This is a genomic window from Streptomyces sp. NPDC050548, from assembly GCF_044457385.1.
Classification (GTDB): domain Bacteria; phylum Actinomycetota; class Actinomycetes; order Streptomycetales; family Streptomycetaceae; genus Streptomyces.
In genome coordinates this window covers 203111-228058 of record NZ_JBITGV010000001.1, presented here as the reverse complement: position 1 = coordinate 228058, position 24948 = coordinate 203111, and the positions used below count along the sequence as shown (strand labels likewise).

Annotated in this window: 21 protein-coding genes; 14 read left to right on the top strand and 7 right to left on the bottom strand. The window is 70.8% G+C overall.

Annotation, left to right across the window (positions count from 1 at the left end):
- Positions 1-141 precede the first annotated feature (141 nt).
- On the top strand, positions 142-879 hold the full coding sequence (locus ACIBJH_RS01025) for a ferritin-like fold-containing protein (protein ID WP_399114750.1): 738 nt from the start codon (positions 142-144) through the stop codon (positions 877-879).
- A gap of 6 nt (positions 880-885) precedes the next feature.
- Here ACIBJH_RS01025 and ACIBJH_RS01020 read toward each other — a convergent pair whose 3' ends face one another.
- The 4 genes from ACIBJH_RS01020 to ACIBJH_RS01005 all read right to left on the bottom strand — a co-directional run bounded on the left by ACIBJH_RS01020 (position 886) and on the right by ACIBJH_RS01005 (position 2775).
- Entirely contained in the window at positions 886-1155 is a 270-nt protein-coding gene (locus ACIBJH_RS01020) for a hypothetical protein (RefSeq protein ID WP_262056281.1), read from the bottom strand.
- Between the two features lie 171 nt (positions 1156-1326).
- Entirely contained in the window at positions 1327-1554 is a 228-nt protein-coding gene (locus ACIBJH_RS01015) for a DUF3107 domain-containing protein (RefSeq protein WP_019072095.1), read from the bottom strand.
- Between the two features lie 143 nt (positions 1555-1697).
- A complete protein-coding gene (locus tag ACIBJH_RS01010; protein WP_200714443.1) occupies positions 1698-2342 on the bottom strand; it encodes a TetR/AcrR family transcriptional regulator in 645 nt (214 codons plus the stop codon).
- Between the two features lie 214 nt (positions 2343-2556).
- Complete coding sequence (locus ACIBJH_RS01005; RefSeq protein ID WP_399114749.1) at positions 2557-2775, bottom strand: hypothetical protein; 219 nt, start codon at positions 2773-2775, stop codon at positions 2557-2559.
- A 197-nt stretch (positions 2776-2972) separates the two neighbouring features.
- Here ACIBJH_RS01005 and ACIBJH_RS01000 point away from each other — a divergent pair, with 197 nt between their 5' ends.
- From ACIBJH_RS01000 to moeZ, 12 genes are all read left to right on the top strand, one after another.
- Positions 2973-4193, top strand: a complete 1221-nt coding sequence (locus ACIBJH_RS01000; protein ID WP_399114748.1) for an alpha/beta fold hydrolase — start codon at positions 2973-2975, stop codon at positions 4191-4193.
- A gap of 9 nt (positions 4194-4202) precedes the next feature.
- Complete coding sequence (locus ACIBJH_RS00995) at positions 4203-5789, top strand: DUF3152 domain-containing protein (protein ID WP_399114747.1); 1587 nt, start codon at positions 4203-4205, stop codon at positions 5787-5789.
- Between the two features lie 56 nt (positions 5790-5845).
- Complete coding sequence (locus tag ACIBJH_RS00990; RefSeq protein ID WP_399114746.1) at positions 5846-5938, top strand: Ms4533A family Cys-rich leader peptide; 93 nt, start codon at positions 5846-5848, stop codon at positions 5936-5938.
- Between the two features lie 194 nt (positions 5939-6132).
- The gene (locus ACIBJH_RS00985) at positions 6133-7851 is read left to right on the top strand and encodes an ABC transporter substrate-binding protein (RefSeq protein WP_399114745.1); all 1719 of its coding nucleotides are present in this window, start codon (positions 6133-6135) and stop codon (positions 7849-7851) included.
- 4 nt (positions 7852-7855) lie between these two features.
- The gene (locus ACIBJH_RS00980; RefSeq protein WP_399114744.1) at positions 7856-8902 is read left to right on the top strand and encodes an ABC transporter permease; all 1047 of its coding nucleotides are present in this window, start codon (positions 7856-7858) and stop codon (positions 8900-8902) included.
- Complete coding sequence (locus tag ACIBJH_RS00975; protein ID WP_399114743.1) at positions 8899-9897, top strand: ABC transporter permease; 999 nt, start codon at positions 8899-8901, stop codon at positions 9895-9897. Before ACIBJH_RS00980 ends, ACIBJH_RS00975 begins: the two co-directional genes overlap by 4 nt.
- A complete protein-coding gene (locus ACIBJH_RS00970) occupies positions 9894-11543 on the top strand; it encodes a dipeptide ABC transporter ATP-binding protein (protein WP_399114742.1) in 1650 nt (549 codons plus the stop codon). Before ACIBJH_RS00975 ends, ACIBJH_RS00970 begins: the two co-directional genes overlap by 4 nt.
- Positions 11544-11806: 263 nt before the next feature.
- A complete protein-coding gene (locus tag ACIBJH_RS00965) occupies positions 11807-13657 on the top strand; it encodes a glycosyltransferase (protein ID WP_399114741.1) in 1851 nt (616 codons plus the stop codon).
- Complete coding sequence (locus tag ACIBJH_RS00960; RefSeq protein WP_399114740.1) at positions 13654-14979, top strand: hypothetical protein; 1326 nt, start codon at positions 13654-13656, stop codon at positions 14977-14979. Before ACIBJH_RS00965 ends, ACIBJH_RS00960 begins: the two co-directional genes overlap by 4 nt.
- Positions 14980-15123: 144 nt before the next feature.
- On the top strand, positions 15124-16080 hold the full coding sequence (locus ACIBJH_RS00955) for an NAD(P)-dependent oxidoreductase (RefSeq protein ID WP_200714859.1): 957 nt from the start codon (positions 15124-15126) through the stop codon (positions 16078-16080).
- Positions 16068-16817, top strand: a complete 750-nt coding sequence (locus tag ACIBJH_RS00950) for a spherulation-specific family 4 protein (RefSeq protein ID WP_399114739.1) — start codon at positions 16068-16070, stop codon at positions 16815-16817. Before ACIBJH_RS00955 ends, ACIBJH_RS00950 begins: the two co-directional genes overlap by 13 nt.
- Before the next feature lie 63 nt (positions 16818-16880).
- The gene (gene moeZ, locus ACIBJH_RS00945; protein WP_019072108.1) at positions 16881-18059 is read left to right on the top strand and encodes an adenylyltransferase/sulfurtransferase MoeZ; all 1179 of its coding nucleotides are present in this window, start codon (positions 16881-16883) and stop codon (positions 18057-18059) included.
- Between the two features lie 74 nt (positions 18060-18133).
- Here moeZ and ACIBJH_RS00940 read toward each other — a convergent pair whose 3' ends face one another.
- From ACIBJH_RS00940 to ACIBJH_RS00930, 3 genes are all read right to left on the bottom strand, one after another.
- Positions 18134-19696 carry an alpha/beta hydrolase gene (locus ACIBJH_RS00940; protein ID WP_399114738.1) on the bottom strand — a complete coding sequence of 521 codons (1563 nt, stop codon included), beginning with the start codon at positions 19694-19696 and terminating at the stop codon, positions 18134-18136.
- A 137-nt stretch (positions 19697-19833) separates the two neighbouring features.
- Complete coding sequence (locus ACIBJH_RS00935) at positions 19834-21378, bottom strand: alpha/beta hydrolase (RefSeq protein ID WP_399114737.1); 1545 nt, start codon at positions 21376-21378, stop codon at positions 19834-19836.
- Positions 21379-21472: 94 nt separating this feature from the next.
- Positions 21473-24229, bottom strand: a complete 2757-nt coding sequence (locus ACIBJH_RS00930) for a YbhN family protein (RefSeq protein WP_399114736.1) — start codon at positions 24227-24229, stop codon at positions 21473-21475.
- A gap of 186 nt (positions 24230-24415) precedes the next feature.
- On the opposite strand from ACIBJH_RS00930, the gene ACIBJH_RS00925 reads away from it, so the two are divergent.
- On the top strand, positions 24416-24802 hold the full coding sequence (locus tag ACIBJH_RS00925; protein WP_399114735.1) for an MGMT family protein: 387 nt from the start codon (positions 24416-24418) through the stop codon (positions 24800-24802).
- The last annotated feature ends 146 nt before the right edge of the window (positions 24803-24948 follow it).

Sequence of the window (24948 nt, the reverse complement as noted above, 5' to 3'; positions counted from 1 at the left end):
GGCCCGGCGAATATTCGGCGGGCGCATTACCACCATACCCCGGAATCACGCACATGCGTTGGCCGATTTGGTCACGTAGTCGTCGTCACACTGACTGACCAGGGCCTTCCGCCGTGCGGTGAGCGGGCTATTGTGCGCTTCATGACGACCGCTGACAACGCCTCCGACGCACCCGCCGAACCCACCGGAGTCGCCGCCCAGGAGTGGGCCACGGCCTCCGCCGACCCGCAGTACCGCAACGCGGTCGTGGACCTGCTCGGCGCGCTCGCGTACGGCGAGCTGGCGGCGTTCGAGCGGCTCGCGGAGGACGCCAAGCTGGCGCCGACGCTCGCGGACAAGGCGGAGCTGGCCAAGATGGCGTCGGCCGAGTTCCACCACTTCGAGCAGCTCAGGGACCGGCTCACGGAGATCGGGGCCGAGCCGACCGAGGCGATGCAGCCGTTCGTCGCCGCGCTCGACGGCTTCCACAAGCAGACGGCCCCCTCGGACTGGCTGGAAGGACTCGTCAAGGCGTACGTCGGCGACTCGATCGCCAGCGACTTCTACCGCGAGGTCGCGGCCCGCCTCGACAAGGACTCCCGCTCGCTTGTGCTGGGCGTCCTCGACGACACCGGGCACGCCAGTTTCGCCGTGGAAAAGGTACGCGCGGCGATCGACGCGGACCCGCGCGTGGGGGGCCGACTCGCCCTGTGGGCACGGCGGTTGATGGGGGAGGCGCTGTCGCAGTCGCAGCGGGTGGTCGCCGACCGGGACGCGCTGTCGACGATGCTCGTGGGCGGAGTCGCGGACGGGTTCGACCTCGCGGAGGTGGGCCGGATGTTCTCCCGGATCACCGAGGCGCACACCAAGCGGATGGCGGCGCTGGGGCTCGCCGCCTAGCTGCGGTTACGCGGGGGCGGATCGCCCCCGGAGTCGTCTCGACGGTCGAAGCAGCAGGGAGAGCGAGGCGGCCGAGACGACCGCCGCGCCGAGCAGGCTCGGCAGGCCGCTGCCGGGGCCCAGCGCGCTGTGCGTGACGAAGTCGCCGAAAAGCGCTCCCGCGACACCGGTCGAGAAGACCAGGGTGCGGGCCGGAAGACGGTCCGCGAGCCGGTGGGTGGCGGCCCAGGCGAGCAGCAGACCCAGCACAGCGGAGCCGAGCGCTTCCAGGATCATCACGGGGGTCCCTCCCACGGTCGGCCTGCGGACTGCTGTCACAGCCGGTCATACCCGTGACCTGCGGAATGCAATCCTCCCCTGTGGGCGACTTGTGCTCCATCTGTGATGGAAACGCGAGGGGGCCCGGCGCCTTTCCGGCCGCCGGGCCCCCTCGCTGTTCGCTCGCGACTACAGCGCGCCGAAGCCCACCTTGCGCGGGGCCGCCTCGCCGAGCTCGACATAGGCGAGCCGGTCGGCGGGGACGAGGACCTTGCGGCCGTGCTCGTCCACGAGGCTCAGCAGCGGAGCCTTCCCGGTCAGTGCCTCGGCCACGGCCTGCTCGACCTCCTCGGCGCTCTGACCGGTCTCCAGAACGATCTCGCGAGGCGTGTGCAGCACGCCGATCTTGACCTCCACGCTATGTCCCTCCGACGGTCAGCAAAGTGCGCGATCTTCCGCGCCGTACGCAGCACACACTAGCCCGGTGAGAGGACGTAGATGTTCCGCGCCGGGAACGCCAGGAGCGAACACCGGACGGGAACAAAAAGGGAGCCCGGCGGTCAGTGGTGCTGTTCGCTGCCGTGCAGCGGGAAACCGGCGATACCGCGCCAGGCCAGCGAGGCCAGCAGCTGGACCGCCTGGTCGCGCGGGACACTGCGGTCACTGTGCAGCCAGGAACGCGCGACGACCTGGGCGAGACCGCCCAGACCGGAGGCCAGCAGCATCGACTCGGCCCGCGACAGGCCGGTGTCCTCGGCGATGACGTCGCAGATCGCCACGGCGCACTCGTTCGTCACCTTGTCGACGCGCTCGCGCACGGCGGGCTCGTTCGTCAGGTCCGACTCGAACACCAGCCGGAAGGCACCGCCGTCGTCCTCGACGTAGGCGAAATACGCGTCCATCGTGGCGCGGACGCGCTGCTTGTTGTCGGACGTCGACGCGAGCGCGGTCTGCACCGCCTGGATCAGCGACTCGCAGTGCTGGTCGAGGAGGGCCAGGTAGAGGTCGAGTTTGCCGGGGAAGTGCTGGTAGAGCACCGGCTTGCTGACGCCGGCGCGCTCGGCGATGTCGTCCATCGCGGCCGCGTGGTACCCCTGCGCGACGAAGACCTCCTGGGCGGCGCCCAGCAGCTGGTTCCGTCGGGCACGGCGCGGCAGGCGGGTGCCCCGCGGGCGCGCCGCCTCTGTCTGCTCGATGGCTGTCACGCCGCCTCCCAAATGTCGTCCTCATGCGGTGAGCGCCGCGCGGCCATCGTACTTTTCGGTAACCCTGGTGTGCGCGCTGCGAGCGCAGAATTTCACGGACCGGACGGTGACGGAAGTCGCGCAAAGTGTTTCGAAAGGGGATGGAGCGGGCATTGGGGCGCGGTTCGGTGCACGCTCCCGGGGGAGGCGGAGGGCGGTGGTGACCGTGGGGCGGTCAGCGATAGTCGTCCTCGTTGATGGCCACGACCCGGGCCTGTTCGATGACGTCGGCCTCGTTCGCGGAGTCCGGGTCCACCTCGGGCCGTGGGTCGTCGCGGTCCGTCGTCACCTCGGTCGACTGCTCGGCGGCGTCGCCCTCCGGGGCTTCGACATCGAGTTCGGCGGCGCCGCTCTCGTCCTCGAAGGTCTCGGGATCGGTGGGATCGACGGCCATGGCGGGCTCCCTTCCTAGTACGTCCCTGTACGTCTCCGACGAAGCAGGGGGCCACATACGGGTGCCCTGTTCTACGAGCCTAGGAGACACTCGATCCGGACGCCATGCGATGAGCGATCCGGACGGCCGCCGACCCGTTCGCTTTCTGTGACGGCGAACACATGAACCACAGCGTGATCGTCTCGTAACATTGCCGTATGTCTTCGACAGAGCTGCCCTCCGTGTCGGTCGCCGCCGTGCTCCCGAAAGTGGCGCCCGTCAGAGTCGGCGACGGCGAGCGGCTCAGGTCGGTCGGCCTGCCGGGGATCACCCTCACGGTGCGGTCGAGGCCACCGGTCCGCGAAGGACTCCCGCCCGTGCTCTACGTCCACGGGCTCGGCGGTTCCTCGCAGAACTGGTCGCTGCTCATGGCCGAGCTCGACGGCGTGGTCGACAGCGAGGCCCTGGACCTGCCGGGCTTCGGCGACTCCCCGCCACCGGACGACGGCGACTACTCCGTCACGGGGCACGCGCGCGCGGTCATCCGCTACCTCGACGCGGCCGGCCGTGGCCCGGTGCACCTCGTCGGCAACTCCCTGGGCGGCGCGGTCACGACCCGCGTGGCCGCGGTACGCCCGGACCTCGTCCGCACGCTCACCCTGGTCTCCCCGGCCCTCCCGGAGCTCCGCGTCCAGCGCACGGCGGTCCCGACGGCGCTGCTCGGCGTACCGGGAGTGGCCTCTCTGTTCACCCGAGTCAGCAGGGATTGGACGGCCGAACAGCGCGTCCGCGGCGTCCTGGGCCTCTGCTACGGCGATCCCGGCCAGGTGACGCCCGAGGAGTTCCGCCACGCCGTCGAGGAACTCGAACGGCGGCTCCAACTCCCGTATTTCTGGGACGTGATGGCCCGTTCCTCCCGGGGCGTCGTGAACGCGTACACCCTCGGCGGCCAGCACGGCCTCTGGCGCCAGGCCGAGCGCGTCCTCGCCCCGACCCTCCTTGTCTACGGCCGCCGGGACCAACTGGTCGGCTACCGCATGGCCCAGCGCGCCGCCCGCGCCTTCCGCGACTCCCGACTGCTGTCCCTGCCGGACGCGGGGCATGTCGCGATGATGGAGTACCCGGAGATCGTGGCCACGGCGTTCCATGAACTGCTCGCGGACGCGGGGGAGTTGGAGTCGCCGACGGAGGTCGGTACGGACACCGGTACTGGCACCGGTGGCGGTGGCGGCACGGGTGTGGTGACGGGGCGTCGGACGGTTGACGCGGAAGCGGTGGGGCGCGGCGGCCGAGGCGGCAAGAGTGGCCGGAGTGGTGCGCGGGGGGTCCGCGACGGCGGTTCGGTGAGTACGGTGAGTGAGGGCGGCGGTGCTGCCACGGGTGCGGGTGCCGGCGCCGCGGGTGACGCCAAGGGCGACGATACGAACGCGGGGAGTTGAGGAGGCGACGTGGGACGCCATAGTCGCCGTAAATCCAACTCCAAGGGTGACTCCGCGGACGGGGGCATAGGCAAGGGGGCCGGTGCTGACGTCGATGCCAACGCCGGTACCGGCAAAGGCGGTCGGGCGGTTCAAGGGCGGCCTCAGGCGGGGGCGAGCCGGCCGGGCGCGCCGCGTTCCGGGGACGGGAACCCGGGCCCTGGAGGGCCCCGTTACGCCGACGGGACCCCGGCGCACGGCTTTCCGAGGCTTCCTGACGGCACTCCCGCCCATGGCTTTCCGAGGCTTCCCGACGGGACTCCGGCGCATGGCATGCCCCGCTTTTCCGACGGCACGCCTGCACACGGAACCCCTCGCTTCCCCGACGGCACTCCCGCGCGCGGTGTCCCGCAGGTCCGTGCCGGGCACCCCCAGCAGCCTGAACCCGGCGGTGGCTGGGGCGAGTTGAGAGGGCGGGCCGGGGTGCCTCAAGCCCCGGTCGCCGGCGGACCCGTACCGCCCGGGGCAGGCCCCGCACTTCCCATCCCCCGGCAGCGGCAGGCGCCGCAGGCGGGGGCTCGGCAAGGTGGGCGGCGTGGTCGTGGTCCCCGGCAGGACTATGTCGACGCCTTCGGCGAGGACGGTGACGTCTCCGCGCCCCGGGCCGGTGTCGCCGCGCACCGCTCCGACCCGTACGCCTCCGTCACCGACTGGCCGTCCGAGAGCGACGCCGGCACCGAGGGCGACGTCGACAGTGCTGGCGCGCCCCCAGGCGGCCGTGACCGGTCCGGCGCCGGCGCTGCTCCCGCCAAGGGCGGCAAAGGGCGCGCCTACACCGGCATCGCCGCCGCGGCCGTCACCACCGTGCTGGCGGTCGTCGTCGCCGGGCAGGTCGCGAGCGACGGTGACAACGGCGGTGTGCGGTCGGAGGCGGCCACCGACCAGGCCCGGGACGTACGGGGTACCGGTGCCGCCTCGGCGCAGCCCAGCGCGTCCGCCACTCCGCGGGTGGCGACGCTGACGTATGCCCAGAAGATGGACAAGAAGTACCCGCTCGGTGCCGCGCTCAAGGGGCCGGACAAGTTCGACGCGGTGCCCGGTGTCGACAAGGCGCCAGGCAAGGGGCGCAAGTACACGTACCGCGTGGATGTCGAGCAGGGGCTCGGGCTCGACGGCACGCTCTTCGCGGAGGCCGTGCAGAAGACGCTCAACGACAACCGGAGTTGGGCCCACAACGGTGCCCGTACCTTCGAGCGCGTCTATTCCGGCAAACCGGACTTCGTGATCACTCTCGCGAGCCCTGGTACCACGGCCAAGTGGTGCGCCAAGTCCGGCCTCGACACCGCCGAGGACAATGTGTCGTGCGACTCGGCGGCCACCGAACGTGTGTTGATCAATGCGTATCGATGGGCGCAGGGGTCGTCAACATATGGGGACAAGATGTACGCGTATCGACAGATGTTGATCAACCATGAAGTCGGTCATCGTCTCGGCTACGGGCACGTCACCTGCGACAAGGACGGTGAGTTGGCGCCGGTCATGCAGCAGCAGACCAAGTTCCTCGACCACGACGGGATCCACTGCCTGGCGAACCCCTGGCCGTACCCGGGGAGTTGACAGGCGACGCTTATGTCACATTGACACGAGCCGCAGCATCCTTCATATTTTTGGGCATGTGGTCTAGTCATGTCGCGCATCGCGCCAGCATCGAGCTGGCGCTCATCGGCGTGACCCCGCTCTGCGTGGCCGACATCCTCTGTCGCTGAACACCGCTCCTGGCGTTCGTGTCGCGACCCGCACCATCACGCCCTTGCCCGTGTGACTTCGGCAGGGCATTTCCGACGACCTGACGCCGGGGCAGACGCCTGTTCATTTCCGTCTCACCCCTCGTCCATCCGTCTCACTATTCGGGAAACCCCATGAGAATTCCCGAACATCCCCCCGAGAGGTCGTCATTCCGATGCGTCAACCGTCCGTCATAGCCCGGCGCGTGGCCGTGGCATCCGTCAGCCTGGCCGTGGCAGCGGGCGCCGCCGCCTGCGGGCCGAAGGACAACGATGCCAAGGCCTCGGGCGGCGACTCCACGCCGCACAAGGGAGGCACGCTCACGGTCCTGAACTCCGACCCCCAGGAGGACTTCGACCCGGCGCGCCTGTACACCTCCGGCGGCGGCAACGTCCCCTCCCTCGTCTTCCGTACGCTCACCACCCGCAACCGTGAGAACGGCGCGGCCGGCGCCAAGGTCGTCCCGGACCTCGCCACCGACACCGGGCGCCCCAACAAGGACGCGACCGTCTGGACGTACACCCTGAAGACGGGCCTCAAGTACGAGGACGGCACCGCGATCACCTCGGCCGACATCAAGTACGGCATCGAGCGCTCCTTCGCCCCCGAACTCTCCGGTGGCGCGCCCTACTTGCGGGACTGGCTGGTCGGCGCGGCCGACTACCAGGGGCCGTACAAGGACAAGAAGGGGCTCAGCGCGATCGAGACTCCCGACAGCCGGACCATCGTCTTCCACCTCAACAAGCCCGAGGGCGAGTTCCCCTACCTCGCCACGCAGACGCAGTTCACGCCCGTCCCGAAGGCGAAGGACACGGGGACGAAGTACGAACAGCACCCGATCTCCTCGGGGCCGTACAAGGTCGTCAGCAACCAGAACGACGGTGAGACGCTTGTCCTGGAGCGCAACAAGTACTGGTCCACGGCCACGGACGCCGAGCGCAAGGCCTACCCGGACAAGATCGACGTCAAGTCGGGGCTCGACTCGTCCGTGATCAACCAGCGGCTGTCGTCGTCCCAGGGTGCGGACGCCGCCGCCGTCACGACCGACACCAACCTCGGTCCTGCCGAACTCGCCAAGGTCGCCGGCGACAAGGAACTCGCGGCGCGCGTCGGCACCGGGCACTTCGGTTACACGAACTACATCGCGTTCAACCCCACGGTCGCGCCGTTCAACAACGTCAAGGTGCGCCAGGCGATCTCGTACGCCGTCGACCGGTCGTCCGTGGTCAACGCGGCGGGCGGTTCGTCGCTGGCCGAGGCCGCGACCACCTTCCTGCCCAACCAGAAGTCCTTCGGGTACGACCCCTACGACCTCTTCCCGGCGGGCGCGTCCGGCAACGCGGCGAAGGCCAAGGAGCTGCTTAAGGAGGCCGGTTACCCGAAGGGGATCACCGTCACCCTGACGCACTCCAACGACAAGGACTTCGAGACCAGTCCGGAGATCGCGACCGCGATCCAGGACGCGCTCAAGAAGGCCGGCATCACCGTCAAGCTGCAGGGCCTGGAGATCAACGACTACAAGGACAAGATCCACAGCGTCAAGACCGAGCCGGGCTTCTTCCTCGCCCACTGGGGTGCCGACTGGCCCTCCGGCGGTCCCTTCCTCGCCCCGATCTTCGACGGCCGCCAGATCGTCAAGGACGGCGCGAACTTCAACACCGGCCTGCTCAATGACAAGTCGGTCAATGCCGAGATTGACGCGATCAACAAGTTGACGAATCTTGACGAGGCCGCCAAGCGGTGGGGTGCACTGGACAAGAAGATCGGCGAGCAGGCCCTGACGGTGCCGCTGTTCCACCCCGTCTACAAGCGACTGGTCGGCAAGGACATCAAGAACGTCGTGATCAGCGACTGGACCGGCGTCCTGGACATCTCCCAGGTCGCGGTCAACTAACCCCATGAGTGAGGCACTTGTCGCCTCCCAGGCCGCCGGGACGGACGTCACCGTCCCGGCGGCCTCGGGGGCCCGTCAGTTCTGGCGGCGGCTGCGCGCGCAGCGCGCCGCCCTCGTCGCGGCGGCCGTCGTCGCCCTGCTCGTCCTGGTCGCGCTCGCCGCGCCGCTGCTCACCGCGATCGAGGGCCAGGACCCCTTCACCTACCACCCGTCGCTCATCGACTCCGCGCGCGGAGGCGTGCCGACCGGCTCCTTCGGGGGCATCACCGGCGACCACTGGCTCGGCGTCGAACCGCAGACAGGGCGCGACCTGTTCGCCCGGCTCGCGTACGGCGCCCGGGTCTCGCTCGGCGTCGCGCTGGGGGCGACCGTCGTGCAGGTCACCATCGGGGTCGTGATCGGTGTCGCCGCCGCGCTCGGCAGCCGATGGGTTGATCAACTGTTGAGCCGGATCACCGACATCATCGTGGCGATGCCGTTGATGATCATGTCGTTGGCGCTGCTGGCGATCGTGCCCAGCAGTTTCCCGCGCCCCCTGCTCGTCGCGCTCGTCATCGGGCTCATCGCCTGGGGCAACATCGCGAAGATCGTGCGCGCCCAGACGCTCACCCTGAAGGAACTCGATTACGTCTCCGCCGCCCGGCTCAGCGGCTGGGGCACCTGGCGCATCGCCCGCCGCGAACTGCTCCCCGGGCTCGCCGCGCCCGTCATCACCTACGCGGCACTCCTCGTGCCGATCAACATCACCACTGAAGCCGCGCTGTCCTTCCTCGGCGTCGGCGTGAAGCCCCCGACGCCCTCCTGGGGACAGATGCTCACCGCCGCCGACGTCTGGTACCAGGCCGCCCCGCAGTACCTGCTGCTGCCCGCCGGCGCCCTCTTCGTCACCGTCCTGGCGCTGACCGTCCTCGGCGACGGCATCCGCACGGCCCTCGACCCGCGCGCGGCCTCCCGCCTGCGCATCGGCACCGGCCGCAAGCGCGAGGCCAAGGCGGACACCAACTCGAAGAAGGCCACGGCGGACGCGAGCACCAAGGAGGCCACTTCATGAGCGGCTTCGGAGGATTCGTCCTGCGCCGCGGTATCGGCACCGTGATCACTCTGCTCGCCATCTCGGTGATCGTCTACGTGGTCTTCTTCGTCACCCCCGGGAACGTCGCCCAGATCACCTGCGGCCCGCGCTGCTCCCCGGAGCAAGTGCACCAGGTGGCCCAGCAGTTGAGGCTCGACGACCCGTTGTACCTCCGCTACTGGCACTTCCTCCAGGGCATCCTCGTCGGCCAGGACTACTCCACGGGCACCTCCGTGGAGCACTGCTCGGCGCCCTGCCTCGGACTGTCGTACCAGGGCGACCAGCAGGTCACCCAGCTGATCCTGGCCAAGCTCCCGGTGAGCCTGTCCCTCGTGTTCGGCGCGATGGTGCTGTGGCTGATCCTCGGAGTCGGCACCGGTGTCCTGTCCGCGTGGCGGCGCGGCCGGTTCACCGAGCGTCTGCTGACCGGCATCACCCTCGCGGGCGTCGCCACCCCGGTGTTCGTGATCGGCCTGGTACTGATGATCGTCGTCTGCGGACAGCTCCAACTGCTGCCCTTCCCGCAGTACGTCGCCCTCACCGACGACCCCGAACAGTGGGCCTGGAACCTGCTGTTGCCCTGGCTCTCGCTGGCCCTCATCGAGGCCGCCGCGTTCGCCAGGCTCACCCGGGCATCGATGCTGGAGACCCTCGCCGAGGACCACATCCGCACGTTCCGCGCGTACGGCGTCGGCGAGCGGTCGATCATCGGGCGGCACGCGCTGCGCGGGGCGTTCGCGCCGATCATCGCGCTCAACGCCAACAACGTCGGCTCGGCGGTCGGCGGCGCGGTGCTCACCGAGACGCTCTTCGGACTGCCCGGCATCGGACAGGAACTCGTCCACGCCGTCAATGTCGTCGACCTTCCTGTGGTCGTCGGCATGGTCCTGGTCGTGGGCTTCTTCGTGGTGATCGCCAACGCCGTCGCGGACGTGCTGTACGCGGTGGCCGACCGACGGGTGGTGCTCGTATGAGTTCGGTCGATGTTTCGGTCGACGCTACGACGGACGGCTCGGTGGACGTCCTTGTGGAGGTCACCGACCTGACGGTCGGATTCGGAGCGCTGCGCGCCGTCGACGGGCTGTCCTTCCGGCTGGAGAAGGGCGCCGCGCTGGGGCTGGTCGGCGAGTCCGGCTCCGGCAAGTCCACGGTCGCCTCGGCCCTGTTGGGGCTGCACCGCGGCACGGGAGCCGACGTGGGCGGCTCCGTGCGCGTGGCCGGCATCGACGTACAGGAGGCGTCCGACGCGGACCTGGGGCGGCTGCGCGGCGGCAAGGCCGCGATGGTCTTCCAGGACCCGCTGTCGTCCCTGGACCCGTACTACGCGATCGGCGACCAGATAGCCGAGGTGTACCGGGTTCACGCGCGCGTGTCGCGTCGGGCCGCACGCGCGCGTGCCGTCGACGTACTGGACCGAGTCGGAATTCCGGACGCGCTACGACGGTCCCGTTCCCGCCCGCACGAGTTCAGCGGCGGTATGCGCCAACGCGCCCTGATCGCCATGGCGTTGGCCTGCGAGCCCGACCTGCTCATCGCCGACGAGCCCACGACCGCGCTCGACGTCACCGTCCAGGCCCAGATCCTGGACCTGCTGCACACGCTCCGCGAGGAGACCGGCCTGGGGCTGCTGCTCGTCACGCACGACGTGGGTGTCGCCGCCGAGAGCGTCGACGAGATCCTGGTCATGCGGCACGGACGGGCCGTCGAACACGGGCCGGTGGGCACCGTCCTCGGGGCACCGACCGCGCGGTACACCCGGGACCTGCTCGGCGCGGTTCCCCGCGTGGACGCGCGGCGCTCTCTCTCCGAGGCGTCCTCCGAGGCCTCTCCTTCGGCCCCGGAGGTCGTCCTGGAAGCCACCGGCCTGCGGCGCGAATTCGGGCGCGGGAAGCGGGTGTTCGCGGCCGTGGACGACGTCTCGCTGACCGTCCACCGGGGCGAGACCCTCGGCATCGTGGGCGAGAGCGGCAGCGGCAAGACGACGCTGGGCCGGATGCTGGTCGGGCTGCTGAAGCCGACGGCCGGCGAGATCAAGCCCGGCGGAGGCGTACGCCCCGACGTCCAGATGGTCTTCCAGGACCCCGTCTCCTCCCTCAACCCCCGCCGCAGCGTGGGCGAGTCGATCGCCGACCCGCTCCGCGCGCGTGGCGAACGGGATGAGGAGCGCATCAGGGCGCGCGTACGCGAACTCCTGGAGCGCGTCGGGCTCGAAGGGGCGCACTACGACCGCTATCCGCACGAGTTCAGCGGCGGTCAGCGCCAGCGCGTGGGCATCGCGCGGGCGCTCGCGGCCGACCCGCGCGTGATCGTGTGCGACGAGCCCGTCTCGGCGCTCGACGTCACCACTCAGGCCCAGGTCGTCGCCCTGCTCGGTGAACTCCAGCGCGAACTCGGCCTCGCGCTCGTGTTCGTGGCCCACGACCTCGCTGTCGTGCGTCAGGTCAGTGACCGGGTCGCGGTGATGCGACGCGGGAGGATCGTTGAACAAGGCCCCGCCGACGAGGTCTACGACTCCCCGCAGGACCCGTACACAAAGCAGCTGTTGGCTGCCGTACCGGCCCTCGATCCGGAGGTGGCGGCCCAGCGGAGGGCGGCCCGACGGGAGTTGGCGACGGTTTGAGGATCGTAGAACGATCTGGGTGTGGATCGTAGAACGTTCCGCACCCGAGTGATCCCTTAGCGCGAGCGAACGCGAACCGCACGGGAAAGTTACGACCGTTCACCCCTTTTGGTGGCGCGATGGACAACCGTCCGTCGCGCCACCGTCATGTCCGCATACGTTCGTCCCGCTGCGAGCCGCCGGGTCAACGGTGGCTCCCCACAAGGGAGATCGGGGGTGTGGTCGTGCGCATAGGACTGGTTACGGAGGGTGGCTATCCATATGTGAGCGGTGACGCCAGACTCTGGTGCGACCGGCTCGTGCGCGGGCTCGGGCAGCACGAGTTCGACGTCTACGCGCTCAGCCGCAGCGAACGCCAGGAGAACGAGGGCTGGCTCGAACTGCCGCCCCAGGTCCGGCGAGTACGTACCGCGCCGCTGTGGAGCACCGACGACGACGGACCGGCGCTCGGCCGCCGCGCACGCCGGCGGTTCCGCGAGCACTACGAGGAGCTGGCGGCGGTGCTGTGCGCGGGGGATGCGCCGGTGCGGGGGCCGAGCGTGTCGGGCGAGTCGACGCCGGGGACGATCGTGTCGGAGGCGGCTGGTTCCGCGAGGCCCGCGGAGTCCTCGGAACCTGTCTCCGCAGGGCCCTCCGCGCTCCCCGGGGAGGCTTCCGCCGTTGTGGCGGACCGTTTCGCCAACGCGTTGTACGGGCTTGCCGAACTCGCCCGCGACGAGGGTGGACTCGTGTCCGCGCTGCGCTCCGAGAGCGCCGTGCGTGCCCTCGAACGCGCCTGTCGTGCGCCCGGCGCACTCCGCTCGGCCCGCGAGGCGCGTGTACCCGATCTCCTCACCGTCGCCGCGCACGTCGAACGCGCCCTGCGCCCCCTCTCGCTCGACTGGTACGAGGACGACGCCCTCGGCTCCGTGGACCTCTGCCACGCGACGGCCGGCGGCACCGCGGCCCTGCCCGGACTGCTGGCCCACCACTTCGCCGGCGTGCCCCTGCTGGTGACCGAGTACGGCGTCCAGCTGCGCACGCACTACCTGGCCTCCGCGGACGCCCCGCCCGCCGTACGCGCCCTGTTCGCCGCCTTCCACGGCAGGCTGGCCGCCGAGGTGTACCGCCGGGCCGCGCTGATCACCCCCGGCAACACCCACACCCGCCGCTGGCAGGAACGCTGCGGTGCCGACCGTACGAAACTGCGCACGGTCCACCCCGGCATGGAGGCGTCCCGTTTCGCGGAGGTGGGCGAGGCGCCCGACCGCGCCGACCCGGACACGCTGGTGTGGGTCGGCCGTATCGAACCCGCCAAGGACCTGATCTCCCTGCTCCACGCCTTCGCGGAGATCCGCAAGGAGGAGCCCAAGGCGCGGCTGCGGATCGTCGGCGCGCCCGCCGGCGCGGAGGGCGCGGCCTACCTGGGCCACTGCCGGGCGCTGGCCGCACAGCTCTTCCCCGACGAGGCCGAGGGCGTGCACGCGGTCGGCGACAACCCGGTGTCCTTCGAGGAGATCGGCGGCCCGGAAGCCCCCACGCTCCCCGAGGCGTACGCGTCCGGCACGGTGATCGTCCTGTCGAGCGTCGTCGAAGGCTTCCCGATCGGCCTGGTCGAAGCCATGTTCTGCGGCCGGGCGACCGTGTCCACGGATGTCGGCGCGGTGGTCGAGGTCATCGGCGGCACGGGACTCGTCGTGCCCCCGCGCAATCCACGGGCGCTCGCCGAGGCCTGCGTGACCCTGTTGCGCGACCCCGAGCGCCGTGAGCGCCTGGGCGCCGCCGCCCGCGCCCGTGCCCTCGAACTGTTCACCGTCGAGCAGAACATCGCGGCATTTCACGGCATTTACCTGGAAGTGGTTTCGCACTCCCCGGTCCGCCGCGTCGTCCTCGACGACACCGGCGAACCCCTCCCGTTCGCCGCGCCCGCGGAGTCCCACGTCCCCGGCCGCTGGACCGGCCCCACGGCGGGCCCGGCAACAGGATCCGTGGCAGGTCTGGCAACGGGCTTCGCGGCGGCCCCGGCGGCTGTCCCCGGAGCGGCCCGTGTCGTGGCTCGCGGCGGCCCGCGGTGGGCGGCGGGAGCACCGGTACGCGCCACCACTCCGCTGCCGACGACGGAGGCGGCCCGATGAGCGGCCTCGGCGAACTCGACCGCCCCGGAACGCCCGCCGGCGCAGAGGCGTGGGACGCGCGGTCGGGGGAGTGGCTCGGAGGACACGGGGAGACGGAGTCGGAACCGGAGTCGGAGACGGAGAACGCGCGGGCCGACGACGCCACCGATCCGCCGGCCGACCGCCCGGCACCCGTCCAGCCCCCTCCCCCGACCGACCGCAAGCCCGCCCCCGCCCGGCGCGGTGCCGCCGACCCCGTGAAGGCGCTGATGCACCGGCACCGCGAACTGTGCGAGCGGGCCGTCGACCCGTTGGAGATCGCGGCGGGCCTTGAGGCGCACGGTGTCACCGACCGGACCGCCACCCGCTTCCGGCACCGTGACGTCTTCTCGCTCGCCGAGGAGATGTACGCGCGCGTGCCCCGCGCCGACACGGCGGCCCCGCACTCCGACGCCGACGTCGTCACTGCGTCCACGCCCCGCGCCACCTGGGCCGTACGCGCCCTGCTGCCCGGAATCCTCTGCGCCGCGGCCGTGACGGGAGTGCGGCTCACGGACGGCCGGGTCCGGCTCGCGGTGGCCGCCGCCGGTGTCCTCGCCGTGGCGTTCGGCGTGCGCATGGCGCTTCGACGCGGCCCACTGAGCACCCTGCCCGGCACCCCCGCGTGGCGCACCCCGCCCGGCACGCGCGTGTGGACGTACTGGCTGCTCGCCTACGCGCTCCTCGGCGACGGTCTGCTCGGCGCCGCGGCCGACGGCGGCCCCGACGTCCTGCCGACCGGTATCGCCGGCGGACCCTGGCCCACGGCCACCGCACCCGTCCTGGCCCTCACCATGGCCTGCGTTCCCGCGGCCTGGTGCGCCCACCACTTCGCCGTACGCGCCCGGCGCAAACTCGCCACCAGTCGCGGCCTGGAGGACTTCGCCGACTCCGTACAGCCGCTGCTGCTCGGCACGTTCGCTCTCTTCCTGTGTGCCCTCTCCGCCCTCCTCGCTCTCTGCGGCGCGGCCCTGGGCGAGCCCGCCGACTATGCCCAGGGCGTCACCCTGGGCGCGCTCCTGCTGCTCGCCCGCCTCCTCTTCGTGCACGGCTTCACCCGCGCCCCGGCCCTCGCGCTGGGCGCGGCGGCCGCGACGGAGGCCATGGCCCTGGCCCTCGACCTCATCGGCCGACTCCCCGGCTGCGGCTTCCTGGCCACGCCCGTCGAAACCCTCGTCGGCTCCTGGGGTCCGGGCGGCATCCCCGCCCTGGCCTGCGGAGCAGCCGCTCTGACCCTCCTGTTCCACACCACCCGCACGCTGACCAGAGCCTCCGCGCACGCGCCGGCGGACGAGCCGCGGTGACGCCGCCATGACCTCGAACCAACCGGCCCCGTCACCCGACCGCAGGCGCCCGGCCCCACCGCCGGAGGCAACCGCATCACCTTGTGAAGGAGAACACCAGATGATCACCTCCCGATCCGGAGAGTCGGCCACGGGAGCCGTCCGATGAGGGTCCTGCTGATCGGAGCCAACGGCTATCTCGGCCGGTTCGTCGCCGACCGCCTGCTCGCCGACCCGGCCGTCCAGCTCACCGCGCTCGGCCGCGGCGACGACGCCGACGTCCGCTTCGACCTCGCGTCCGGCAGCCCCGGAGCGCTCACCCGCTTCCTCGACGCCGTCCACCCCGGAGTCGTCGTCAACTGCGCCGGTGCCACCAGAGGCGGCGCCCGCGAACTCACCCGCCACAACACCGTCGCCGTCGCCACCGTCTGCGAGGCCCTGCGCCGCAGTGGCTGCGGGGCCCGGCTCGTGCAGATCGGCTGCGGCGCCGAGTACGGCCCGAGCCAGCCCGGTTCCTCCACGGCCGAGGACGCCGTCCCCCGCCCCGGCGGCCCGTACGGCGTCAGCAAACTCGCCGCCACCGAGCTGGTCCTGGGCTCCGGTCTCGACGCCGTCGTCCTGCGCGTCTTCTCGCCCGCAGGGCCGGGGACCCCCGCCGGCTCCCCGCTCGGCCGGCTCGCCGAGGCCATGCGCCGGGCCATGCAGTCCGGCGACGGCGAACTCAAGCTCGGCGGCCTCGGCGCGCAACGCGACTTCGTCGACGTACGGGACGTGGCCCGCGCCGTGCACGCCGCCTCGCTCTCCGCCGCGCAGGGCGTCATCAACATCGGCTCGGGCCGCGCGGTCCGGCTGCGCGACGCCGCCTCCGTCCTCGCCCGTGTCGCCGGATACGGCGGAGCGCTGCACGAACTCGACGGTCCGCCCGGACCACTGCGGGGCGCCATCGGCCACCCCCGCACCGACCCCGACCACGCGCCGGTCGCGTACCCGTACCCGGACGGCTGCGGCAGCTGGCAGCAGGCCGATGTGCGCACCGCGCGCGACCGGCTCGGCTGGCGGCCCCGGATCAACCTGGAGGAGTCCCTCGCCGACATCTGGATGGAGGCGGCGTGCCGCATCTGACCAGCGCCACCCCGGGCACCGCGAGCACCGCGGTCCGCACGGGCTTCGGCATCCCCGGGTACGCGCACCCCCTCGTCGCACCGGCCGAGTGGGGCGAACTCACCCGCCCCGGAACCCCCTTGCACTGGGTCGTCCTCAACGTCTCCTCCGGCCCGGGGACGCGTCCCGACCCGCACTGTCTGGAAGCGGTCGGCCGCCTGCGCAACATGGGCGTCCGTGTTCTCGGTCACCTGGACGCCGCGTACGGCGCCCGTGCCTTCGGCGAGTTGATCTCCGAGGCGCACCGCTATCGCGACTGGTACCGGGCCGACGGTTTCCTCCTGGACCGCTGCCCCACCGGAGGCACCGCGCTCCCCGAGGTCCGCCGCACGGTCACCACGCTCCGCGAGATCCGTGACGGTGCCCACGTCGTCCTGGGGCACGGGACCCACCCGCATCCCGGATACGCCGAGTTCGCCGACCAGTTGGTGACCTTCTCCGGCCCGTGGAGCGACTACCGCTGGTCGCAGGTCGCCGAGTGGACCGCCGACCACCCTCCCGAACGCTTCTGCCACTTCGTGCACAGCGTTCCGCGCGGCCATCTCGACGAGGCGCTGCGCATCGCCCGCTGGCAGGGTGCCTCGACGATCTACTTCACCGACCGCACCGATCGCGGGGGCCGCACCGACCCCTGGGAGACCATGCCCGGCTACTGGGACGAGATCGTCTCGCGGATCGGAACGGGTGTCTCGGAATGAAGAGGGGCATGGCAGTGTTACGGGGAGAACAACTGTAGTGATTGACCGACCAACGGAGACCCCGTGTCGCTGCCACCCCTGGTCGAGCCGGCTGCCGAGCTCACCGTAGACGAGGTCCGCAGGTACTCCCGCCACCTGATCATCCCCGACGTGGGCATGGACGGGCAGAAGCGGCTGAAGAACGCCAAGGTGCTCTGTGTGGGCGCCGGCGGTCTGGGTTCGCCCGCGCTGATGTACCTGGCCGCGGCGGGCGTGGGCACGCTCGGCATCGTGGAGTTCGACGAGGTCGACGAGTCGAACCTGCAGCGCCAGATCATCCACAGCCAGGCCGACATCGGCCGCTCCAAGGCGGAGTCGGCCCGCGACTCCGTGCTGGGCATCAACCCGTACGTGAACGTGGTCCTGCACGAAGAGCGGCTCGAAGCCGAGAACGTGATGGACATCTTCAGCCAGTACGACCTGATCGTCGACGGCACGGACAACTTCGCGACCCGTTACCTGGTCAACGACGCCGCCGTACTGCTGAACAAGCCGTACGTGTGGGGTTCGATCTACCGCTTCGACGGCCAGGCCTCCGTCTTCTGGTCCGAGCACGGCCCCTGCTACCGCTGCCTCTACCCGGAGCCCCCGCCCCCCGGCATGGTCCCCTCCTGCGCCGAGGGCGGCGTCCTGGGCGTGCTGTGCGCGTCCATCGGCTCCATCCAGGTCACCGAGGCGATCAAGGTCCTCACCGGAGTCGGCGACCCGCTCGTCGGACGCCTGATGATCTACGACGCCCTGGAGATGCAGTACCGCCAGGTCAAGGTCCGCAAGGACCCCAACTGCGCGGTCTGCGGCGAGAACCCGACCGTCACGGAGCTCATCGACTACGAGGCCTTCTGCGGCGTCGTCTCCGAGGAGGCCCAGCAGGCGGCCGCCGGTTCGACGATCACTCCCAAGCAGCTCAAAGAGTGGATCGACGACGGCGAGAACATCGAGATCATCGATGTCCGCGAGGTCAACGAGTACGAGATCGTCTCGATCCCCGGCGCCAAGCTGATCCCCAAGAACGAGTTCCTCATGGGCACCGCCCTGGAGACCCTCCCGCAGGACAAGAAGATCGTCCTGCACTGCAAGACGGGTGTCCGCAGTGCGGAGGTCCTGGCCGTCCTGAAGTCGGCCGGTTTCGCGGACGCGGTCCACGTCGGCGGCGGCGTGATCGGCTGGGTCAACCAGATCGAGCCCGACAAGCCGGTCTACTAGGCACACGCCTTCCCGGGAGGGGCTCGGCACCACGCGTGCCGGGCCCCTTCCCGCTGTCCGGGCGGACGCGGACGCTACGAGGCGCAGACCTTGCCGTCCTTGGGCACCGTCCCCTTCAGCAGATACGCGTCCACCGTCGAGTCGACACAGTCGCTCCCACTGCCGTACGCGCCGTGGCCCTCGCCCTTCCAGGTGAGTTCCACACCGACGCCCTTGCCCAACTCGTCGACCATCTTGCGGGCACCCTCGTACGGCGTCGCCGGGTCCCCGGTGTTGCCGACCACCAGGATCGGCGCCGCACCGGGCGCGCTGACCTCCGGGGTGTCGTACTGCCCGGCCACCGGCCAGTCGTGACACCAGCCGGCCGTGTCCCAGCCCAGGAAGTCGCCGAACACGGGGGAGATCTTCTCGAACTCGGGCAGCAGCTTCTGTGTCTGCTCGGGCGTCGGCCGCTGCTTGTCGTCCAAGCACGATATGACCCGTTGTGAATGCGTCGTCGTGCCGTAGTGCCCCGCGCTGTCACGGTCGTTGTAGCCGTCGGCGAGCGTCAGCAGCTCCGAGCCGTCGCCCTCCTTCGCGGAGTCCAGGGCGCTGGTCAGCGTGGGCCAGCTCTCCTTGCTGTACAGCGGAAGGACGATGCCGGTCAGGGCGAGCGTCTGGGTCAGCTTGCGCCCGGTCGTAGTCGTCAGCGGTTTGCTGTCGATCTGCTTCAGCAGGGCCGCGATCTTCTTCGAGCCCTGCGCGGGGTCCTGTCCCGTCGACTTGAGGTAGTCGTCCAGGGCGCGCTGGAAGCCCCGGGTCTGGTTCAGGGCGTGGCCCACCGAGTCGGCGGTCGGGTCGACGACCGCGTCCAGGATCAGACGCCCCACCTTCTTCGGGAACAAGTGGGCGTAGACACCGCCGAGTTCGGTGCCGTAGGAGATGCCGAAGTAGTGCATCTTCGTGTCGCCCAGGACCTGGCGCATCAGGTCCATGTCGCGGGCCGTGTCGGTCGTCGACACGTGCGACATGAGCTTCCCGGCGGCCTTCTCGCAGCCCTTGCCGAAGTCGGTGGCGTCCTGGAAGTACGTCTTCTCCTCGGCCGGGGTGTCCGGTGTGGCGTCCACGTCCTCGGCGGCCTGGATCGCCTTGTCGCTGCGGCAGCGGACGCCCTCGCTGGCGGCGACCCCGCGCGGGTCCCAGCTCACCAGGTCGTAGCGCTCGTGCAGCGCGGACACGGTGGTGGCGTACGCCGGCATGAAGTCCACGCCCGAGCCGCCGGGGCCACCGAAGTTGAACAGCAGCGAGCCGATGCGGTCGCCGCCGGTCGCCTTCGAGCGGATCAGCGCGAGCCCGATCGTGGAGCCGTCCGGCTTCGCCCAGTCCAGCGGCACCTTCAGCGTCGCGCACTGCCAGTCGCTGCTGGGCGCGGCCGAGTCGCCGGTGGCCTTGCAGCGCCCCCAGTCGAGCTTCTGCGCGGTCAGTGACGCGGGCAGCGCGGCCGTGGTGGACGCGGCGGAGGACGAGTCGGCTGCGGACGGCTTGGCCTCCCCCGTGCCCGCGCCGCCCTTGCCGTCGTCCGACGAGCCGCTGCTACAGCCGGCCGTCAGCAGCGCGGCGGCGGCCACCAGAGCCGTCCACCGTACGAATCGCGCCATGTGAATTCCCCCCTCGCAGGCCGTCCGCGTCACGCCGCGGATGGCGGTCAGGCCATAGTAGGCGGCGTGAGCCGAGCCCGTGACGGCCTGTGGATAACCGTTTGACCTGCGGTTTTGCTCGAATTTCGGGGGTCGGGTCAGGAGCAGACGGTGCCGGCCGCGGGCACTTTCCCGTTCAGCAGATAGCCGTTCACCGCGCTTTGCACACACTTGTTCTTGCTGTCGTACGCCCCGTGCCCCTGGCCCTTGTACGTCAGCTCGACCGCCACGCCCTTGCCCAGCGCGTCCACCATCTTCCGCGCGCCCTCGTACGGCGTGGCCGGGTCACCGGTGTTGCCCACGACGAGGATCGGCGCCGAACCGGCCGCGCTCACGTCGGGATGGTCGGCGGCGCCCGGCACGGCCCAGTCGGTGCAGCTGACCATGCCCCAGGCCAGGAAGTCCCCGAACAGGGGGGAGGCGGCCCGGAACTCGGGCAGTTTCTGTTCCACGTAGTCGGCTGTGTAACGCGGCTTGTCGTCGGCGCAGTTGATGGCGACGTTCGCCGCGGCGATGTTGCTGTACTCGCCGTTCTCGCTGCGCCCGTTCATCGAGTCGGACAGCGCCATGAGGACCTTGCCGTCACCGCTGTAGGCCTGTTCGAGCCCTTCGGTGAGGTACTCCCAGAAGTCCTTGGAGTACAGCGCCTGCGCGATGCCGTTGGTCGCGGCGGTCTGGGTCAACCGGCGGGGGAAGATGCCCGGGATCGGCTTGCTGTCGAGGCTCTTGAGCAGCTTGGCGATGCGGTCCTTGACGTCCTGTGCGGTGTCGCCGATCGGGCAGTCCGTGGTCTTCGACGTGCAGTCGTCGGCGAAGTTGTCGAGCGCCAGTTGGAAGCCCTTGGCCTGTCCCAGGGAGCCCTGTTCGGAGTTCTGGGTGGGGTCGACGACCGCGTCGAAGACGGCGCGGCCCACGTGCTTGGGGAACAAGTGGGCGTAGACACCGCCGAGTTCGGTGCCGTAGGAGATGCCGAAGTAGTGCAGCTTGTCGTCGCCGAGGACCTGGCGCATCAGGTCCATGTCGCGGGCCGCGTCGGTGGTGCGCACCTGGGGGAGCATCTTCTTGGAGTTCTTCTCGCAGGCCGCGTTGAACTGCTTGGTGTTGGCCAGGAGTTTGGTCCGCTCGGCCGCGTCGTCCGGTGTGGCGTCCTGCTGGAAGTACTCGTCGAGCTGGGAGTCGCTCTCGCACTTGACGCCGGCGCTGCGGCCGACGCCGCGCGGGTCGAAGCTCACCAGGTCGTAGCGGGTGCGCAGGGTCGCGTAGTCCTCGCCGAACGCGGGCAGTGTGGTGACGCCCGAGCCGCCGGGGCCGCCGAAGTTGAAGACGAGCGACCCGATCCGCTTGTTCGCGGGGCCGCTGGTCTTCGCCCGGACCAGGGCGAGCCCGATCGTGTCGCCCTTGGGCCTGCTCCAGTCGAGAGGCGCCTTCATGGTGGCGCACTGCCACTTGTCGCCGTTCGGCAGCGGCGACGGCGCGGCGCCGCCGCCCTCCGACTCGGACGGGGCCGGGCAGTCCTTCCAGCTCAGCTTCTGGGCCGTCGGATCCTCGTCCTTGGAGTCGCCGCCGCAGCCCGCCAGGGTGGCGGACAGCAGGACGACTGTGGCGGTCAGGGCAGCGGCACGCAGCCGGGAGGGGTTCGGCATGGTCCCATCCTGAGGTCGCACACGGCAGGGCGCTCGGGGCACGGGCCGTACGAGGTACGCACGCGTGCGTGCCCCATGTTCCTCTGCGCGTGCTCTACAGGGAGCCCTTGCGGGACAGGTGGTTGAAGAACAGCCAGCCCGGCAGCACCGGAATCCACAGCGTCAGCAGCCGGTACAGCAGCACCGCGGGAGCGGCGACCTCCTTGGGCAGGCCGACGGCGATCAGACCGAGTGTCAGGCTCGCCTCGACGGCGCCCACACCGCCCGGCGTGGGGGCCGCGGAACCGAGCGCGTTGCCCGCGAGGAAGACGACGGCGACGCTGGCCAGGCTGAGCGACGTCGACTGGTCGCCGAACGCCCGGATCGACGCGTCCAGGCACATCACGAAGCAGGCCGTCAGCAGCAGCATGCCGCCGATGCCGGTGACCAGCTTCTGCGGCCGCTGCAACACGTCGAGCATGCGCGGGATGACACCCGCGAACAGCGACCGCACGCGCGTGACGAGGAACTTCCGCAGGAACGGCACCGACGTCACCACGAGCACGAGCACCGCCACCGTCAACAGCCCGGCGATGACCGTCCTGGACGGCGACAGCGACGGTGTCTTCTCGGTGCCGGTCAGATAGCCGAACGACAGCAGCATCAGGATGTGGCAGCCGAGGCCGAACAGTTGCGACGCGCCGACACTCGCCACCGCGAGCCCGGGCCGCACCCCGGCCCGCTGCAGGAAGCGTGTGTTCAGGGCGACACCGCCGACCGCGGCCGGCGCCACGATCTTCACGAACGACCCGGCGACCTGCGCCGCCACCGCCCGCAGGAACGGCACCCGCTCCGGCACGAACCCCAGGAGGGCCATCGCCGCCGCGAAGTAGCTCAGCGCCGAGAACAGCACGGCGGCGGCCACCCAGCCCCACTGGGCGTTGGCGACGAGCGGTCCGAATTCGATGTGCGTGAGCTGCGTCAGCAGGAAGTACGCACCGATCGCGCCCGCGATGAAACTGATCAGCGTGCGGGGCCGCACCCGCTCCAGACGAGCCGGTTCGACCGGCGCCTGCGGTCTGATCAGCAGCACCTGGTGGCGGATCTGGGTGAGCAGATCCTCCTCGCGCGCCTCGTCCAGGGCATCGTCGATGGCCCGCTTCTCGGCCCGCTGCTCCGCCCGTACGGCCTTCTTGTCGGGCTTTTCGAGCACGGGAGTGGAGCCGCTCTGCGAGGTCGCCTCCGCGTGGGCCAGCCTGGTCTGCCGGGACGCCTCAAGGATCGCCTCGCGCTCCCGCTGGGCCCGCTCCCGGGACAGCCGGCGCAGCGTCGCGCGCGTGGAGCGCGACAGCGCGATGGGCTGGAGCATCGGCAGACAGTCCGCCACGGCGTCGGGACCGAGGACACCGACCGCCGACGCCACCGCGCGCTCGGCGCCCACCCGCAGCCCGAGTGTCGTCACCAACTGGGCGACGTCCATGCGCAGCAGCAGTTCACCGGCCGCGATCTCACCGCCCCGCAGGTCCGTCAGGATCACCTTGCCGGAACGATCCACCAGAATCGCGTCACCTGCGAGCCTGCGGTGGGCGATGCGCCGCGACTGCAACGCCTGCACCTGGTGCCAGGTCAGGCGCAGCAGATCGTCGGTGATCTCCTCGTCCGCGAGCGAGTCGAGAGTGCGCCCACCGGTGTGCTCGTAGACGAGCATCACGGCGTCGGGGCCGAGTTCCGAGGTCGCGATCAGCTTGGGGGCGTTGGCCCCGGCCGCGATCGCCGCGTACGCCAGCAGGGCCTCCTGCTCCAGCGCCTGGCGCAGCGACTGGAGGCTGCTGCGGGTCGCGAAGCCCCGGAGCGTCAGATTGCGCCACGCGCGGTAGAAGAAGCCCTGGGCCTGCTGTTCCCGGTCGACCACGGTGACGTCCAGCGGCGGACCGTCCTCCAGGGTGACGAAGTAGCGCCGGCCGCGATCGCCGTTCTCGGTGTCGACGGCCTCCTCGCGGGCCGCGCCCACGGGGTGGAAGCCGACCGTCCGCAGGCCCGCCATCAGCGTCCGGCCGGTGGGACGGACGTTCGGGGAGCCCACCGCGTACAGCGTCCCGTAGGCGACGGTCCAGCCGATCAGCACCGTGAGGATGATCGAGAACGGAGTCGTGTACCCGGTGACCAGCATCGAGAAGGCGTCGAGCAGCAGCACGATCCACAGCACCGAGCGCCAGCGCGGCCTGCGGGACATGCCTACGGCCGTCATGTAGGCGATGACGGGCGCCAGATAGCCGTGCACCGGGTCGGTGAGCGCGTGGATGTCACCGGGGGAGGGCTGGGTGAGCGCCTCCTGGATGGAGCCCGGGGCGGCCTTGGCGACCCACAGATCAGTGGCGAGTGTCACTCCATGGGCGAGGACCGCCGCGAGCACGCCGTCGGCGATGCGCAGCCCGTCGCGCTTGATCAGCCGCTCGATCGCGAAGGCGACCGGCACCAACAGGATGGCGATGCTCGACGCCAGCCCCGCGATCTTGATCAGCAGGTCGGGCGCCTGGCCGGTGCCCTTGTTGATGTCCTGTTCGAGCCCCGAAGTCGTGCCGTGCGCGAACGCGGCGATCGCGAGCAGTACGACGATCGCAAGAAAGCCCACCAGGAGGCGCATGAGATCGGAAGGGCGGTGCACGCGCGCGGGGAGGAGCGGTTCGTCGCCCTCGACCTCTTCGGCGTGCGTCTCGCCGTCGCAGTCGTCGAGGCCGGGCGTGGGGTCGGGCGCGGGCGTCTCTGCGGGACCCTCCGAGGGGTCCTGCGCGGGCGCGTCGGCGGTGTCCGGGCGCGACGCAGCGTCAGAGGTGCCCTCCGCGTCTTCGGGGTGCACACCCTGCTGCTTCATCGTCTCTTCTTGATCTCGTATCACCAGTCACCGCCCGCACGATGGTGGCATGCCCCACCGACACACGGGGGCATCAGGGTGCAAATGCGGGGGCGCACAGTCTGCCCCACGCGCCGCTCCGGGGCGAGGGATACGCACAGTCGCCAGCGCGTCGCACTGTCGGTGCCGTGCGGCAGGATGGGGCGGATGAGCGAGCAGAGCCTTCCGGACGACACCGACCCGGAGCACGCGGACGCGCTGCCCGAGTACGCGGAGCGGGTCCTCGACGTGGCAGAACGCATTCCGCCCGGGCGCGTCATGACGTACGGCGACGTCGCCGAATGGCTGGAGGAGGGCGGACCACGCCAGGTCGGCCGCGTGATGGCCCTCTACGGAGGAGCCGTCGAATGGTGGCGCGTCGTCCGCGCGGACGGCGTCCTGCTGCCCGGCCACGAACTGGAGGCCCTCGCCCGTTACCGCGAGGAGGGCACCCCTCTGAAGGAGGCGAGCAGAGCCGCCGAGGGCCACCTGCCACGCGTCGACATGAAACGGGCGCGATGGGACGGCGGCGAACGCGCGGACGGTCACACCTGACAGCTTCCGCCATCGGACCCGCCCGGGTGCGGCCTGTGATCCGTACGGGGGAAACGGGGCACGTCCGTGGCATGCCGTACGTTCGAGGGGCGAGGGACACACGGGTCGTGAGAGCCCTGCGGGAAGAGGCGGAAGTCCTGCTCCCG